General features: G+C 68.2%; 12 protein-coding genes. 5 read left to right on the plus strand and 7 right to left on the minus strand.

Annotated elements, in window-relative coordinates:
- Positions 1-187: 187 nt before the first annotated feature.
- The gene (locus ACYQ7X_RS07335; protein WP_459696267.1) at positions 188-670 is read left to right on the plus strand and encodes a CHRD domain-containing protein; all 483 of its coding nucleotides are present in this window, start codon (positions 188-190) and stop codon (positions 668-670) included.
- A 57-nt stretch (positions 671-727) separates the two neighbouring features.
- On the opposite strand, the gene ACYQ7X_RS07340 is transcribed toward ACYQ7X_RS07335, so the two are convergent.
- The 6 genes from ACYQ7X_RS07340 to ACYQ7X_RS07365 all read right to left on the minus strand — a co-directional run bounded on the left by ACYQ7X_RS07340 (position 728) and on the right by ACYQ7X_RS07365 (position 10,317).
- The gene (locus ACYQ7X_RS07340) at positions 728-1,684 is read right to left on the minus strand and encodes an ABC transporter permease (RefSeq protein WP_459696268.1); all 957 of its coding nucleotides are present in this window, start codon (positions 1,682-1,684) and stop codon (positions 728-730) included.
- An 11-nt stretch (positions 1,685-1,695) separates the two neighbouring features.
- Positions 1,696-2,712 (minus strand): ABC transporter permease, encoded by a 1,017-nt coding sequence (locus ACYQ7X_RS07345; protein ID WP_459696269.1) that lies wholly within the window; start codon positions 2,710-2,712, stop codon positions 1,696-1,698.
- 15 nt (positions 2,713-2,727) lie between these two features.
- Positions 2,728-4,227 carry a sugar ABC transporter ATP-binding protein gene (locus ACYQ7X_RS07350; RefSeq protein ID WP_459696270.1) on the minus strand — a complete coding sequence of 500 codons (1,500 nt, stop codon included), beginning with the start codon at positions 4,225-4,227 and terminating at the stop codon, positions 2,728-2,730.
- 4 nt (positions 4,228-4,231) lie between these two features.
- Positions 4,232-5,332 (minus strand): sugar ABC transporter substrate-binding protein, encoded by a 1,101-nt coding sequence (locus ACYQ7X_RS07355; RefSeq protein WP_459696271.1) that lies wholly within the window; start codon positions 5,330-5,332, stop codon positions 4,232-4,234.
- A gap of 195 nt (positions 5,333-5,527) precedes the next feature.
- Entirely contained in the window at positions 5,528-9,271 is a 3,744-nt protein-coding gene (locus ACYQ7X_RS07360; RefSeq protein ID WP_459696272.1) for a glycoside hydrolase family 99-like domain-containing protein, read from the minus strand.
- 47 nt (positions 9,272-9,318) lie between these two features.
- Positions 9,319-10,317: an L-threonylcarbamoyladenylate synthase gene (locus tag ACYQ7X_RS07365; RefSeq protein WP_459696273.1), complete on the minus strand. Its 999-nt coding sequence runs from the start codon at positions 10,315-10,317 to the stop codon at positions 9,319-9,321.
- 198 nt (positions 10,318-10,515) lie between these two features.
- Between ACYQ7X_RS07365 and ACYQ7X_RS07370 the strand changes: the two genes are divergently transcribed.
- The 4 genes from ACYQ7X_RS07370 to ygfZ are packed head-to-tail and all read left to right on the plus strand — an operon-like array spanning position 10,516 to position 14,779.
- The gene (locus tag ACYQ7X_RS07370; protein WP_459696274.1) at positions 10,516-11,988 is read left to right on the plus strand and encodes a leucyl aminopeptidase; all 1,473 of its coding nucleotides are present in this window, start codon (positions 10,516-10,518) and stop codon (positions 11,986-11,988) included.
- Positions 11,989-12,018: 30 nt separating this feature from the next.
- On the plus strand, positions 12,019-13,491 hold the full coding sequence (locus ACYQ7X_RS07375; RefSeq protein ID WP_459696275.1) for a leucyl aminopeptidase family protein: 1,473 nt from the start codon (positions 12,019-12,021) through the stop codon (positions 13,489-13,491).
- An 8-nt stretch (positions 13,492-13,499) separates the two neighbouring features.
- Positions 13,500-13,946, plus strand: a complete 447-nt coding sequence (locus ACYQ7X_RS07380; protein ID WP_459696276.1) for a DNA polymerase III subunit chi — start codon at positions 13,500-13,502, stop codon at positions 13,944-13,946.
- A complete protein-coding gene (gene ygfZ, locus ACYQ7X_RS07385; RefSeq protein WP_459696277.1) occupies positions 13,943-14,779 on the plus strand; it encodes a CAF17-like 4Fe-4S cluster assembly/insertion protein YgfZ in 837 nt (278 codons plus the stop codon). Before ACYQ7X_RS07380 ends, ygfZ begins: the two co-directional genes overlap by 4 nt.
- 61 nt (positions 14,780-14,840) lie before the next feature.
- Here the strand turns inward: ygfZ and ACYQ7X_RS07390 are convergent, their stop codons facing one another.
- Positions 14,841-15,455 (minus strand): DUF4142 domain-containing protein, encoded by a 615-nt coding sequence (locus ACYQ7X_RS07390; RefSeq protein WP_459696278.1) that lies wholly within the window; start codon positions 15,453-15,455, stop codon positions 14,841-14,843.
- Positions 15,456-15,553 lie beyond the last annotated feature (98 nt).

Genomic DNA, 15,553 nt, shown 5'->3' on the forward strand with positions numbered 1-15,553 from the left:
GCCTCTGCGCTCGCCAGTGCCCTCGGCGAGGGATTTTCCGTCCCGGCCCCTAGCTGGTTGTTTTGCCGCGCCTATTTACCAGCCTTAGGCGATTTCATCGGCGGAGGATCTGCTCTAGCTTCGGCCCGCTTTCAGCCTCTCGCCCGCTCTGCCCTCTGGTTTGTGCTTTTTTGGGAAGGAAGGTTTCATGACGCCGTCTCGTCTCTCCACCGGTCGCCGCCGCCTGCTCGCGGTCGCCGCCGGGCTCGGCCTCGCGCTCACCGGGGCTCTGACCGTCACCGCCGCCCACGCCGACCCGGTGACCTTGACCGCCAAGCTCGTGCCGGTTCCTGGCGCGCCGCCCACCGGCCTCGGCCATATGGTCGCGCAATACGATCCGACGACCCAGCTGCTGACCTGGCGGGTCACCTATAGCGGCCTTTCGGGCCCGGTCGTCGCCGCGCATATCCATGGCCCGGCGACGCCCACCATGGACCAGGCGCCGCTCGCCTCGGCGCCGGTGGTGGTGCCCTTCACCCCGCCGCTGACGAGCCCGATCCAGGGTTCGGCCAAGCTGACGCTCGACCAGGTCTCGCAGCTGCTGGGCGGGCTCTATTACGTGAACCTGCATACCGCCGCTTTCCCGGGCGGGGAGATCCGCGGCCAGATCAACGTGCAGCCGACCAACTGAGGCCGGGCCGAGAGGCTGGCGGCCAAGGAGAGGGCGCCCGCGGGCGCCCTTTTTCGTTCAGCCGCTCTCTTCCTCGCGCCCGTAGAGCAGCAGGAGCGCGAGGATGACGACGCCATAGACGATGCTGCGCCCGTAATCCGGCATGTTGAAGGCGAGCAGCACCGAGACCAGCACGGTGAGGCTGATCGCGCCCGCGACCGAGCCGAGATAGTGCCCGCGCCCGCCCAGGATATAGACGCCGCCGATGACCACCGCGGCGATCGATTGGAAGAGATAGGGCTCGCCCATGCCGAGGGCGGCCTGCCCCCCGAAACCCACCAGCATGATGCCGGCAAGCGCCGAGAAGAAGCCGCTTAAGCCATAGAGCGCGATGGTGACGCCCGAGACGTTGATGCCGGCGAGATGGCTCGCCCGCGCATTGTTGCCGACCGTGTAGGTGGAGCGGCCGAAGCGCGTCATCACCAGCACGAAGGAGACGACGAGGATGACGACGAGCCAGATCCAGAGCACGATCGGGATGCCGAGGAAGCTGTGATGCACCGCCGCCTGCACCACGGGCGGCGCGTAGGAGCCGCAGCTGGTGCAGGTGAGGCCGCCGGACAGCCCGAGCGTCAGCCCCTGCATGATGCCGTTCATCGCGAGCGTCATGACCACGGCGGGGATGCCGAGCAGCGCGATGCCGGCGCCGTTCAGCGCGCCGATCAGCGCGCCGAGGCCGAGGGTGAGCGCGAGCGCGGGAATCGCCCGGTCGTTCTGGCCGAGCGAACTCGTCACCATCACGATCGCCGAGGCATTGAGCACCCAGGGGACCGACAGGTCGATCCCGCCGATGAGGATGACGAAGGTCTGCCCGGCCGCGACCAGGCCGACAAAGGAGGCGACGACGAGGATGGCGCGGATCCCGTCGAGGCTCGCAAACCCCGGGCGGACGATCTGGCCGATGGCGAACAGGATGATGCCGGCGAGGAAGGCGTAGAGAATGCGGCGCCGCTCCTGGGTCAGCAGGGTTTTCATGGCCTGACCCCTCATCGCCGCCGCCTCACCATGGTGCCGATGACATTGGCCGCCACCACCGCCGCGAGCAGGAACAGCCCCTCGTAGAAGGTCTGATAAAGCGGATCGATATGGGCGAAGAACAGGATGTTCACCACCATGACGGTGACGAAGGCGCCGAAGACCGCGCCGAGCCCGCTGCCGCGCCCGCCGAAGAGGCTGACACCGCCGAGCACGGCGGCAACGATCGAGGTGAGCGTATAGGTATTGCCGGTCGTCGCGTCTCCCGCCGTGGCATTAGCGGCGAGGAACAGGCCGGCCAGCGCCGAGGCGAGGCCGCCCAGACTATAGGCGAGGATGATGGTGCGTTTGACGGAAATGCCGTGGCTGCTCGCCGCCATGGTGTCGTTGCCGATGGCGAAGACCGAGACGCCGAGGCGCGTGCGGCGGAAGCCCGCCCAAAGCAAGCCGATGAGCGGCACATAGAGCAGCGCGATCGGCCAGTTCGGGTTGGTCAGCACATTGGTGAAGCCCGCCGGCACCGTGCCGCCCGGCTGCGGCAGTACCTTGATGGCGATGCCCTGGTAGATCGAGAGGGTTGCCAGCGTCACCAGGATCGGCTGCAGCCGGCCGAGAGCGACGAGCACGCCGTTCAGCGCGCCGCAAGCCAGGCCGGTGAGCAGGATCGCCGCCGTCCACAGCGCGGTCGGCACCGGACCGCCATTGAGCGTCAGCGCCGCCATGGCATTGGTGAGGTCGATCACGCCGCCCACCGAAAGATCGATCCCGCGCGTGAGCACGACGAGGGATTGCGCGATCGCCGCGAAAGCGAGCGGCATGGTGTTGTTGAGGGTGGAGGTGAGTTCGAAGTTGCCGGGGAAGCGGTGCTGCGTGATCACATAGAGGAGGCAGTAGGCGATGACGCAGGCGGCGAGCAGGGTGATGACCAGCACGAGGCCGACATTCTGGCCGACGACGTGCGAAAGCCGGGAACGGCGCGGGCCGCTCGGCGCGAGGATCGTCTGTGGGGGAGAGGCGGAGGGAGGCATCGGGTGGGTCGCTCCTCAGGCGGCCAGATGGTCGCGCACGGCGGCCGAGACGATATCCTCGGCGGTCATGTCTGGCGCGTGCAGTTCCGCCGCGACCACGCCTTCCCGCATCACCAGCACACGGTGGCAGAGATGGGCGAGTTCCTCGGCATCGCTGGAATAGAACAGGATCGCGTTGCCCTCGGCCGCGAGCTTCGCCACGAGTTCGTAAATTTCGTGCTTGGTTGCCACATCAACGCCGCGCGTCACGTCGTACAGCAGCAGGATCTGGCCCTTGGTGAGCAGCCAGCGGCCGAGCAGCACCTTCTGCTGGTTGCCGCCCGAAAGAGCGCCGACCGGAAGGCCGATCCCGGCGGTGCGCACGCGCAAGGACGAGACGACGCTTTGCGCGGCTTCCCGTTCCTCCTGGCGCTTGAGCACGCCGAACCGGCTCAACCGGCGCAGGATCGCGAGCGTTGCGTTATCCCGCACGCTCATCCGCAGCAGCAGCCCTTCGGTCTTGCGGTCTTCCGGCACCAGCGCGATGCCGGCGGCGATGGCGGCGCGGGGGGAGGTGAAGCGCTGCGGCTTCCGATCCACGGCGATCACACCGGCCGTTGCGTGCGCATCGCCGAAGAGCAGGCGGAACACTTCCCGATGTCCGTGGCCGGCAAGGCCGCCGAGGCCGAGAATTTCGCCGGCATGAAGATCGAAGGAAACCGTTTTGACATTGGCGCCGGCCAGCCGCTCGGCGCTCAGCGCCACCGGTGCTGACGCGGGCAGGGCCGGGCGCGGCGGGTAGAGCGCCTCGACGCGCCGGCCCGTCATCAGCCGCACCGCCTCATCCTCATGGATTTCGGTGAAGGTGCCGACATCAGAGCCCCCGCGGCAGATGGTGATGCGGTCGGCGATGCTGCGGATCTCGCCCCAGCGATGGGAGGTGAAGATGATGGCGGTGCCCTGGGCGCGCAAAGCCCGGATCTGGCCGAACAGCCATTCGACCTCGCGTTCCACCAGCGAGGAGGTCGGCTCGTCGAGGAAGAGGATCTGCGGGTCATGGCTGATCGCGCGGACGATTTCGACAGTCTGCCGTTCGGCCAGCGAAATATCCTCGACGAGGGCGCGCGGATCGATATGCATCACGCCATAGCGGGCGAGCAGCGCATCCGCGTCCCTCAGCGTCTGGCCGCGGCTGATGAAGCCGCCGAAGCCCCGCGGCTCGCGCGCCAGAAGCAGATTCTCGGCGACCGTCATCCAGGGAAGCAGCGTGAGTTCCTGGAACACCGTCCAGGCGCCGAGGCGATGGGCATCCGCCGGCCCCGAGAGCGAGACCGCGCGGCCGCCGATGCGAACTTCCCCGGAATCGGGCCGCACGCGGCCGCCGAGGATCTTGATGAGGGTCGATTTGCCAGCACCGTTCTCGCCGACGAGGCAATGCACCTCGCCGGCGAGGGCGGCGAAGGACGCTTTGGTAAGCGCCGCGACGCCGCCATAGGCTTTGCTGACCTCGACCGCTTCGACAGCGGTAGCGGCCACGCGTTCAGGCTTTCGGAAGGTTGATATAGAGCTTCTGGTTGGTGCAGGCCGCACCGCTGATCGCCGCCGCGGCACAGATATCGACCGGCGAGGTTGGGCCGCCGGCGGTGAAATCGTCGAAGAAGCTGTCCGGCTGATCGGCGAAGACATTCACCCCGAGCTTGAGATCGGCGTTCGAGAGAAAGACGTTCGGCACGTCGATGCTCTTCTTCGGATAGGTGCCGTTGAGGATGCGCCGCGCAAGTTCGAGCGCCATCAGCGAGAGATAGGGCGGGCTGCCGGAGGAATAGCCGACGACCTTGTGCCCACCGATGCCCAGCATCATCTTGCGGAAGCCGTTCTCAGCCTCGCCCGCGGTCGGCGGCAGGGGGCGGTTGGCGGCGATAAAGGCCTTGAGCACGCCATCCGTGCCACCCTGGCACCAGATCGCGTCGATCTTCGGGAGCGAGGGGAGAACGGCCGCGGTATTGCGCTCGGCGGTCGAGGAATCCCACATGCCGGTGAAGCGGTTGACGACCTTGATGCCCGGATTCTTTGCCCAGACCTCATCGGCGCCCTTGTTGCGATCGAGATCGACCTGGGTGCCGGCAACGCCCGTCACCATGATGACATTGCCCTTTCCCCCGACCTGCTTGACGATCCATTCCGCCCAGCCCTTACCGAGATCGTACTGGCTGACATTGACGGTGATGGCGGAAGGTGCGGTCACCGCATTGTCGAAGGCGACGACGAGGATGCCGCGCGAGGTCGCCTGGCGGATGATGCCGTTGAGCGCGGTCGGCGAGGCGGCGTCGATCACGATCGCATCCACCCGCTCGGCGATGAGGTTCGAGATCTGCTGCGACTGCTTGGAGACATCATTGCCGGAGTTATAGACCGAACCGATGACTTCCGATTTGAACGGCTCCATCAGCAGCGCCGCCTTGAAGACGTTTTCCATCTCCAGCCGCCACTTGTTGCCGATATAGGAGTTGGAGAGCGCGATCTTGTACTGCTTGCCGGTGGCCGCCGCGGCGAGGCCGGGTTGCGCAACCAGAAATGGCAGCCCTGCCAGGCCGAGGCCAGCCGTTTGCAGCAGGGCGCGTCTCGTCGCCGGATATGTCATGCTTCGATCCCTCCTTCCGAGCAGCCTGTCCCTCATCATCGGAAGGTGGCCGCTTATGTCTCTTGTTTTGATGGACGTTGTTATCGGCCAGTGCCGGCGGCAGCCGGTCGGGCGGGAGTTTCACGCGCTTGCGGGTATTTGTCCAGTGACAAGCGGCAATAACCGGAAAAATGCGTGCCCGCCGCGCCGTCCGGTTCAGCCGAGGTTGAATTGTTTCGTGACCTCCTTGAGGTAATCCGCCTGGCGGCGCTTGATGCTCTGGTCGGCGTTCAGGATGCTCGCGATGAAAGCCTGCACTTCGGCGATCTCATCCACATGGCGGCGGGCGCCGAGCGAGTGGGTGACGCTGCCGCCGTGGCGGCGATGCCGGTTGAGCGGTTCGGCGACATAGGCGATGCGCGCCGCCGGTTGGCTCAGCACCGCGGCATAGAGATACCAATCCCCGGCCACGCGGAAATCGTCGAGCCGATCGCCCAGCCGCTCGAAGGCATCGAGCAGGGCGCTGCGCCGCCAGAGCACGGAACTGACGTTGAGGATGAGATTGCGCTCACTGAGGCAGCGGGCGAGGAAATCGCGGCCTGAGAAGCCGGCATCGGCCGCAAGCAGGCCGGGGGCGGAGCGGCTGTAATAGGCCTTGTAGCTGTCGCTGAGGATTTCGCCATCCTCGTCGATCGCGACGCTGTCGGCGAAGGCCATGACGCAGTCCGGATCGGCGATCATGCGGGCGAGCAGCCGGCTGAGGAAGCGCGGATCGCTCTCGTCATCCGCCTCGGCGATCCAGAGGAATTCCCCGCTCGCCGCTTCCGCCGCGCGGCGCCATTGGCGAAAGACGGAGCCGGAATTCTCATCATTGCGGATGATGCGCAGGCGCCGCCCGGCTTCCACCGCAGTGTTCTCAGCGGTCACCAGGCTTTTATCGGTCGAGGCGTCGTCGAGCAGGAGGATCTCGCGCAGCGGGTTCCATTGCGCGAAGATGGTGCCGAGCCGTGTCGCCAGGTGTCGCTCGTAATTGTAGTTGGGCACGGCGACGGAAACTGTCAGCAGGTCGGGCGCGGTCAGGTCCACCAGGCGGCGGGCATAGGCATCGAAGCGGAAATCCTTCGCCGCCATCGCGGCAAGGCGCTGCTGGCGGCTTCGGGTCTCCTCGGGCGGGCTCTGCGCGAAGGCGAGGGCCTCGCGGGCCATGGCGGCGAGGTCACCGCGGGCCACCACGCTGCCGGCCTCGCGTTCAATCAGCAGATCCGGAATGCCGCCCGATCCGGCGAAGGCGACCGTCGGCAGGCCGGCGCTCATGGCTTCCAGCACCGTCGACGGGAAGGGGTCTTCGCGGGAGGTCAGCAGCAGCGCGTCGGCGGCCGACAGCAAGGCGTCGAGATCCCGGCGGAAGCCCAGCAGATGCAGCCGCCCGCTGGCTTTTGCGGCCTCGATCTCCGGTGCCATGTAGCTCGCCATCTCCCGGTCCACATTGCCGGCCCAGAGAAGGTGGGCCTCGGCCTCGAGGGAGGCAAACTGTTCGGCCAGTTGCAGGAAGAGATCGAAGCCCTTGCGCATATCGGCATAGCCGAGGCCGAGGAAGACCGGTGCATCCGGGCCGATCCCGAGCGACCGGCGGAGCACGGCGCGCTTCTCGGCGTCGAAGTTTTGCGGCTGGTAGATGCCCTGCGGCTGGATGACCGCTTTGGCGAGGAAGGCTTCGCTTTGCGCATCCAGGAGGGTGAGGACGCCATCCTGCACCGAGCTTGCGGGGAAGACCACGCGATCGGCCGCCTGGATGCCCCGCCGCGCGAGCTGGATGAGGTTCTTTTCCCGAATGAGGCTCGGCAGTTCATGCACCAGCAGCGTCGTCGTGAAGCCGGCGCTCGCGAGCACGGGCGGCGCGGCGCCGGCGGCGACGGTATTGACGATCGCATGGCGGAAGCCGCGGGCGGCCAGCTTGCGTGCCTCCCCCGGCAGGTCGGAGAGGCGGGGCAGCACCGTCGTCGGCGCTTCCTCGGCATAATCGGGCACCATCGGCCCGCCTTCGAGCAGCAGGAACTCAACGCCCACGCCGTGGGTCTCCCGCAGCCGCCGGGCGATCGCGAGCAACAGGGTCTGCGCGCCATGACGATGGGCATCGTGGCCCACGAGCAGGAGCTTGCCGCGCCCGGCACTTTGCGTATCGACCGAGACGGCGCGCGCCAGCGCATTGAGATAGGCGGCACCGAAATGCAGATCGGGCTCGAGATAGGCGCCTTCCGCCCATTCGTTCCAGGCATTGATGCAGATGATCGGCTGGCCGAAGAAGGGCTGCTCCGCCGCCTGGGTGGCCAGGGCCGAGACCCATTCGCCGAAGGCGGCCGGCGTGCTGCCGTGCAGGACGAGGCCGCGGCCCTCGCGCCGCGCATCGTTATCCCAGGAAGGGACCGCGGTGCGGATCAGCGGATAGGGCGGCCGCGGCTCGGCGAGCGAGATCGCCACCGTATCCTGGTAGCTCAGCACATGGGGTTTCGCCTCCATGTCCAGCCATTCCAGGCTGCCATTGATCTTGGGCAGGGTGGAGGTGAGCTTGTGGGGCGGAAACTCGATCGCGCCTTCCATGCCGAATTCGCGCGGATCGTTGGTATCGAAGCCTTGTGCCATCACGAAGATCGGATCCTCGTTGCAGGTGGCGCGAAACAGCCGCCGCCACCGGCCGATCGTCATTCGTGCATCGGGGATAAGGCCGGGGCGATAGATCATCAGCACCGGGCGCCCGTGCAGGCGGATATAGCGAGGATCGGCGAAATGGCGCGCGAAGGTCAGCACCAGATCCTCGTCCTCGCTGGTGCGATAATCCTGACTGATCAGCACCTCGTCATCGAAGCCGTCCCACCGGCGGGTCCAATTCTCATTGGTCCACATGAGGCAGAAGGGCATGTCGAGCGTCGGGTCCGCAAGCAGGATCTCAAGCGGCTTTTCCAGCAGCCGGCGCCCGTTGAACCAGTAGAAGTAGAAGACGAAGCCGTGGATGCCGGCGGCCTTGGCCAGCGCGATCTGGCGGCGGATCGGCTCGGGATTGTCGAGCGTGTAATGGCCGAGGTCGCGCGGGGTGCGCGGCTGGTAATGCCCGGCGAAGCGCGGCACGCCGCGCGCGAGGTTGGTCCATTCCGTGAAGCCTTGGCCCCACCAGGCGTCGTTTTCAGGAATGGGATGGAATTGCGGCAGGTAGTAGGCCAGCACCCAGGCGCGCAGGTTGGCGGCGGGCGGCAGCGGCTCGAAGGGCTCGAATTGCGGGCCGGGGCGGCAGAAGCGGGCGACCTCACCGGGAATCGTCGTCTCGTGCAGCGGGCGCTTCGGGTAGATCCCCACTTCGCCGCGCCGCATCTGGTAATCGAGCAGCGGGTTGATATCCGGCTGCTGGCGGAGGTAGCGGGCACGATAGAAGGCGTTGTCGAAATCGGGCGAGGGGTTGCGATCCTCCCGGAAGCCGACCGAGAGGTAATGCTCGAAGGCATCGACGCCGGCATTCGCGACATCGGGATAGGCCGCATAATAGAAGGTCGCGTCGAAATCCGCATTGGGATTGACCCGCCCGGTCAGCCGCTCCCTGAGGTAATGCGCGAGGCAAAGCTCACCTTCCGGCAGATGATAGGTCTCGCGATACCAAGTGGGGTCGAACAGCACCGAAGGGCGGCGCCCCTCCCGCTCGCCATGGTTCATGTAGTGGACGAGCGGATTGGTCCGCTCGGCTGCCACGTCCGCATAATAGGCGAGATACCACTTGGTATCGAAATAGAGATTGGGCTTGCGCCCCTCGATCCAGCCGGTGGTGCACCATTGGCGGAGCGCGTCCTGAGGATCGGCATGGTAGGCGCCGCAGTACCATGTCACGTCGAACAGGCCGCTGCGCAGAATCGCCTCATAGGCCTCGGCGTTGAAGCCGGGCGCGGCGGGTGTCGCGATGGTCTCGCCGTCATTCATCTGCCGCGTTCCTCTTCCTCATCACCCCATAATGCGGAGCAAGGTGTTTACGAGCAATGGTCTGCGGCATCAGGGGATTGTCCCGCATGGGCGGCGCGGCGCAGCCGGTCGTTGATCGCCTCGCCGAGCCCGCGTGCCGGCACCGGCATGGCGGCGATGCCGGCGAGCGATCGCTCGCGCCCCGCCGCATCCAGCGCCCGCAGCCCCGCGAAGAGCCGCGCCGCCGCCTCCTCCAGATCGCTGGATTCGCTGAGGTTGAAGGTCAGCGCGGCACCCGGCAAGGGGTGCCCGAAGGCGAGCAGCGCCTCGTCCCCCCGCACGAGCCCGGCATCGAGGCGGAGCGGCAGGCGTGGCGCGTAATGCGCGAGTAATTGCCCAGGGGCGCGCGGCGCCTCGGTTTCCACCGCATCCGGCACCCAGAGATCGGGGAGGGTGGCGAGCAGAACTTCCCGCGCCAGGCCACCCGCACGAAGCAGCGCCGGCCGGGTGCCCGTGAGGTCTATCACCGTCGATTCGAGACCGACCGCGCACGGCCCGCCGTCGAGAACCGCGGCGATGCGGCCGGCGAGGCCATCGAGGACATGGGCGGCCGTCGTCGGGCTGACACGGCCGGAGCGGTTGGCCGAGGGCGCGGCGATCGGCCGCCCGGCTTCGGCCAGCAGTGCGTGCGCGAGCGGATGGGCCGGCACCCGCACCGCCTGGGTCTCGAGCCCTGCCCCGGCCAGCGCGGAGACGCGGCAGCCCGCGCGGCGCGGCAGGACGAGGGTGAGCGGCCCGGGCCAGAAGGCGGCGGCCGCTCGCTCGGCCCGGGCATCGGGCAGGACATCGGCGAAGGCGCTTTCAGCATCGGCGTAATGCGCGATGAGCGGATTGAAGCGCGGGCGCTCCTTGGCGGCATAGATGGCGGCGACCGCCTCGCCCGAGGTTGCGTCCGCGCCGAGGCCATAGACCGTCTCGGTCGGGAAACCGACGAGCGCGCCTGCCCGCAGCAGGGCGGCAGCCTCGGCGATACCGGCCCGGTCGGGGGCGAGTTCCTTGGTGTGCATTCTCTCCTCGGCGCAGACGCGGATGGGGCGGAGGCCGCGCCCCGGAGGGAGCGGCCCTGCCGCCGGGTGATAGACCTGCGGGGCGGGTGTGGCAAAGTGCGCCGCATTTGTTAGTGTCGTCGTGTCTCCTTCGCCCGGGCCGGGGGCAGCGCCTCCCGCGCTTTCCATCCGTGCAGCTTTCCCTGAGGATCGTCTTTCATGCTCGATATCACCTTCGCCAAGCCCGCCGCGCCCAAGGGAGGCGCGGTCGCGCTCCTGATCGGGGAAGAGGAGCAGTTCACGGGGGTGGCCGCCGGGATGGACGAGGCGGCCGGAGGCGCCATCGCCCGCGCCATCGCCGCCGCCCAGTTCAAGGGGCAGAAGGGGCAGAGCGTCACCCTCTTCGCGCCGCTTGCCGGCCTTGGCCGCGTGCTCCTCCTCGGGCTCGGCAAGCGCGCCGATCTCAAGCCGCTCGGCTTCGAGGAGGCGGGTGGCGCCATCGCGGCGGCCCTTGCCGGTGAGCCGCAGGCCGTGGTGATCGCCGATGGCCTCGGCGCGCAGGATGCGGCGCATCTCGCCTTCGGGGCCAGCCTGCGCGCCTACCGCTTCGACCGCTACCGCACCAAGGAGAAGCCGGAGGACAAGCCGAAGCTCGCCAGCCTCGCGGTGCAGACGGCCGACCTCACCCGCGCGCGGGCCGCCTTCGCGCCGCTGAAGGCGACCGCCGAGGGCATCTTCCTCACGCGCGATCTCGTCAGCGAGCCGCCCAATGTGCTGACCCCGGCGGAGATGGCGGAGCGGTGCAAGAAGCTCAGCGAACTCGGGCTGAAAATCGAGGTCATGGGGCCGAAGGAGTTGGGTAAGCTCGGCTTCGGCGCCATGCTTGGCGTGGCCCAAGGCAGCGCGCAGGAGCCGCGGCTCGTCGTCATGCACTGGCATGGCACCGGTGCGCGGCGAAGCCGCAAGCCGCTCGTCTTCGTCGGCAAGGGCGTCACCTTCGATACCGGCGGCATCTCCATCAAGCCTGCTGCCGGCATGGAGGATATGAAGTGGGACATGGCGGGCGCCGGCACGGTGGTCGGCCTCATGGCCGCGCTCGCCGGGCGCAAGGCGAAGGTCGATGCGATCGGCCTCGTCGGCCTCGTCGAGAACATGCCTTCGGGCACCGCGCAGCGCCCGGGCGATGTGGTGACGAGCTATTCCGGCCAGACGATCGAGGTGCTGAACACCGATGCCGAAGGCCGGCTGGTTCTCGCCGACGTGCTCTGGTACGCGCAGGAGAAATACGACCCGGCCTTCATGGTGAACCTCGCGACGCTGACGGGCGCCATCATCGTCTCCCTCGGCCAGGAGCATGCCGGGCTTTTCAGCAATGATGACGAGCTTGCCCAGAAGCTGCTGGCCGCCGGCCTCGCGACCGGGGAGAAGCTGTGGCGCATGCCGCTCGCCGAAGCCTATGACCGCGCGCTCAAATCCGATATCGCGGATATGAAGAATATCGGCGGCCGCTACGGCAGCGCCATCATCGCCGCCCAGTTCATCCAGCGCTTCGTCAATGGCAAGCCCTGGGCGCATCTCGATATCGCCGGCACCGCCTGGTCTTCCAAGGATGCCGCCTGCACGCCCAAAGGTGCCACGGCCTATGGCGTGCGGCTGCTCGATCGGCTGGTGCGCGATCATTATGAAAGCTGAGCGGCGGCGGGGCATGCCGGTGGCAGGGCGATGATCTCCGCCGGCCAGCCCGGCCTCGCCCTCATCGGCCAGGCGGAGGCAAGCCCCCGCACCGCGCGCGTGCTGCCGCTCTGGCAGGATGCGGTGCCGGCCGCCTATCGCGCGGCGGCAATGGCGGCAGGCTTCACCGGCCGGCGGGGTGAGACGCTGACGCTCTTTGGCCAGGGGGAATTGCGGCTCCTCCTGCTGCTCGGCCTCGGCCCGGCCGAGGAGGGCGGCGGGGCAGGGGCCGCCGCCGAGGATGCGGGGGCCGAGGCCGCTGCCACGCTGCGTCGCGAGGCGGAAGTGGTTCTGGATGGGCGCGGCCTGCCGCGCAGCCTCGCCACCCGCCTCATGCTCGGCGCTGCCCTCCGTGCCTGGCAACCCGCCCAGCAGCGGCAAGGCCACCGCCTGCCGGGGCCGGAGGTGAGCGAAATCACCCGCCTCGCCCTGCTGGTGGAAGAGCCGGAGCGCCAGGGCCAGCATTGGAAGGCGCTTCTGGCGGTGCATGAGGCGATCTGCCTCGCCCGCGGCTTGATCGCCGAGCCGGCCAACAGCCTCACCCCCAAGGTCTTTGCCGAGAGGCTCGAGGCTTTGACCGAGGCGGGCATCACCGTCGAAATCCTCTCTGGCAAGACGCTCGCCGCCCGCGGGCTGCGGCTGCTCGCCGCCGTCGGCCAGGCTTCCGCCAACCCGCCGCATCTTGTGGTGCTGCGCTGGGCCGGCAAGCTCGATCTGCCGCCGGTCGCCTTCGTCGGCAAGGGCATCACCTTCGATACCGGCGGGCTCTGCATCAAGCCCGCGGATCAGATGTGGGACATGCGGGGCGATATGGCGGGTGCCGCGGTCTGCGCCGGGGCCCTCCTGGCGCTCGCCCGCCGCCGTTCCCCCGCCCCCGCGGTCGCCGTGCTAGCGCTCGCCGAGAACATGATCGGCGCGGAATCCTATCGCCCGGGCGATGTCATCGCGAGCCATGCGGGGCCGACCGTCGAGATCATCGACACCGATGCCGAGGGCCGCCTCGCGCTCGCGGATGCGCTCTCCTATACGATCGCGCGGTTCCAGCCCCGCGCCGTGATCGATCTGGCGACGCTGACCTATGCCGTGGGCCTGGCGCTCGGCCGCGAGATGGCGGGGCTCTACGATAATGACGCGACGCTCGCCGCCCAGCTCGCCGCCGCCGGCCATGCGGTGGGCGAGCCGCTCTGGCGCATGCCGGTGACGACGCGGGATCGCGAAGCTCTCACCTCCGACATCGCTGATATCCGCCATTGCCTGACGGGGCCCTTGACCCCGGATGCGACCCTCGCCGCCGCCTTTCTGCGCGCTTTCGTCGGTGAGACGCCATGGGCGCATATCGATATCGGCGCCGTCGATCTGCGGGAGGAGGCGGAGGGCCGCTACGTCGCGGGGCCGACCGCCTTCGGCGTGCGGCTGCTCGACCGGCTGATCGCCAACCGCTACGAAGACCCGGATCATCCCTGAAAGAGGCCATGGCCGAGATCGGCTTCTATCACCTGACGCGCATGACGGCGGAGGCGGCGCTGCCTGCGCTGCTCGGCCGCACGCTCGCGGCCGGCAAGCGCGCCGTCATCCGCTGTGGCAGCGCCGAGCGGCTCGCCGTCCTCGATACCGCGCTCTGGCAATGCCAGACGCCGGATTGGCTGCCGCATGGCCATGCCGGCACGGGCGAGGCGGCGCACCAGCCGATCTGGCTGACGGAAGCCGATGAGGCGCCGAATGGCGCGACCTTCCTTTTCCTGATCGACGGCCAGGAGAGCGCGCGGCTGGCGGCTTACGAGCGGATCTTCGATCTCTTCGATGGCAATGACGAGGCGGCGGTGGCTGCCGCCCGCAGCCGCTGGCTTGCGGCAAAAGCGGGCGGCCACCAGCTGAGCTATTGGCAGCAAGGCCCGCGGGGCTGGGAGCGCAAGCAATGACGTCGATCGCGACACTCACTCATCGCGCCGTGCTGGCGGTGGAAGGGGAGGATCGCGTCTCCTTCCTGCAAGGGCTGGTCAGCCAGGATGTGGCGCTCGCCGCCCCCGGCCGCGCGCTGTGGTCCGCACTCCTGACCCCGCAGGGCAAATGGCTGGCGGAATTCTTCATCTTCTCGGATGGCGATCGCCTGCTCCTCGATGTCGAGGCGGCATTGCGCGAGGATATCGGCCGCCGCCTCTCCCGCTACCGGCTGCGGGCGCGGGTGACGCTCGAAAACCATGACGCGGCGGTGCAGGTCGCCTGGGGTGGGGCGCCGCCGCCGGTTCCGACGCCCGGTCTGATCGCGCCCGATCCGCGCCTGGCGGAGGCAGGGTTTCGCATCCTGGCGGCGCCGGCGATCGCGGCGAATGCGGCGGCGGACGATTGGGATGCCCATCGCCTCAGCCTCGGCCTGCCGGAAGGTTCGCGTGATCTCGAAGCCGAGAAGACGGTGCTGCTCGAGGCCGGGTTCGACGAGTTGGGCGGCATTTCCTGGAGCAAGGGCTGCTATATGGGGCAGGAGTTGACGGCGCGCACCCGCTATCGCGGCTTGCTCAAGCGCCGGCTGGTCCCCGTGCAAGTGGAAGGGCCTTTGCCTGGCCCCGGCACCCCGATCCTTAGCGCCGAGGGCCGAGAGGTCGGCAGCATGCGCTCCGGCCGCGGCAATCTCGGCCTCGCCCTGCTGCGCCTCGAAGCTCTCGCCGGGTCGGCGCCGCTGCGGGCCGGGGAAGCGCGGCTCTCGCCCACACTGCCTGCCTGGATCCGCCTGCCCCAGGATGCCGCGACGGGCTGAAGCCGAGCCTGTCCCGAGCGCCCTCGCGGCGAGAGGCGCGGCGCGTGCCTCAAGGCCCGCCTTACTCCGTCCTGCTCTGACCGGCGGACCCTTGGCTGGCGAGGATCGCTTTCGCCAGATCGAGATGCTGTTGCAGAATCGGCATCGTCACCGCGGCGAAACGCCGGATCTCTGCATTGTGGGTCTCAGCCGCTTCCTTGCGGAAGGTCGCGATATCCCGTCCATGATCCTTGACCTGATCTTCGAGGAAGGCGGTATCGAAGGCGGAACGCGGCCGCTGCTCGAAGGCGTTATAAGTCTGCTCGCCCTCCTTCCCCATCCCGTTCGGCGTCGTCTGCCCCAGCGCATTGGCGAGGGCCGCGAGCTGGCTTTCGACCTGCACATGGTCATCGACCATCAGCCGGGAGAAGGCTTTCACCGCCGGCGCCATCGCCTGCTTTTCGGCAAGCAGGCAGAGGTTGATCTCCGCCTGGTTATCTTCCGCCGCATAGGTCAGAAAATCCTTGTCGCGTTGGCCGAGCGTCTTCTGGCTCTCGGCCCTCTGGCTCATCGCGGCTGCGGTCTGCGGGCTTGCGCCGGCCTGTGCGGCAGCGGGAGTTTGGGCCAGCGCGGGGGCGAGCGCGAAGCCCGCGATGCAGGCGAGGCCTGGCGCCAAGGCGCGGATGAAACGGATCATGGGCGGGCTCTCCTTCTCCGAGGCTCAGCGCCGCCCGCCGATCGGGCGGGCCCTCAGCCTCGGCAAGAGCAGTGGGACTGGGCGGCCGCCGTTTCAGC

The organism is Acidisoma sp. C75 (genome assembly GCF_054665095.1).

Excerpts from the sequence above, each read along its gene's own strand:
- ACYQ7X_RS07390 (WP_459696278.1), bottom strand. The coding sequence starts at position 15,455 with ATGATCCGTTTCATCCGCGCCTTGGCGCCAGGCCTCGCCTGCATCGCG.
- ACYQ7X_RS07345 (WP_459696269.1), bottom strand. The coding sequence starts at position 2,712 with ATGCCTCCCTCCGCCTCTCCCCCACAGACGATCCTCGCGCCGAGCGGC.
- ACYQ7X_RS07365 (WP_459696273.1), bottom strand. The coding sequence starts at position 10,317 with ATGCACACCAAGGAACTCGCCCCCGACCGGGCCGGTATCGCCGAGGCT.
- ACYQ7X_RS07360 (WP_459696272.1), bottom strand. The coding sequence starts at position 9,271 with ATGAATGACGGCGAGACCATCGCGACACCCGCCGCGCCCGGCTTCAAC.
- ACYQ7X_RS07340 (WP_459696268.1), bottom strand. The coding sequence starts at position 1,684 with ATGAAAACCCTGCTGACCCAGGAGCGGCGCCGCATTCTCTACGCCTTC.
- ACYQ7X_RS07335 (WP_459696267.1), top strand. The coding sequence starts at position 188 with ATGACGCCGTCTCGTCTCTCCACCGGTCGCCGCCGCCTGCTCGCGGTC.
- ACYQ7X_RS07380 (WP_459696276.1), top strand. The coding sequence starts at position 13,500 with ATGGCCGAGATCGGCTTCTATCACCTGACGCGCATGACGGCGGAGGCG.
- ygfZ (WP_459696277.1), top strand. The coding sequence starts at position 13,943 with ATGACGTCGATCGCGACACTCACTCATCGCGCCGTGCTGGCGGTGGAA.
- ACYQ7X_RS07355 (WP_459696271.1), bottom strand. The coding sequence starts at position 5,332 with ATGACATATCCGGCGACGAGACGCGCCCTGCTGCAAACGGCTGGCCTC.
- ACYQ7X_RS07375 (WP_459696275.1), top strand. The coding sequence starts at position 12,019 with ATGATCTCCGCCGGCCAGCCCGGCCTCGCCCTCATCGGCCAGGCGGAG.
- ACYQ7X_RS07370 (WP_459696274.1), top strand. The coding sequence starts at position 10,516 with ATGCTCGATATCACCTTCGCCAAGCCCGCCGCGCCCAAGGGAGGCGCG.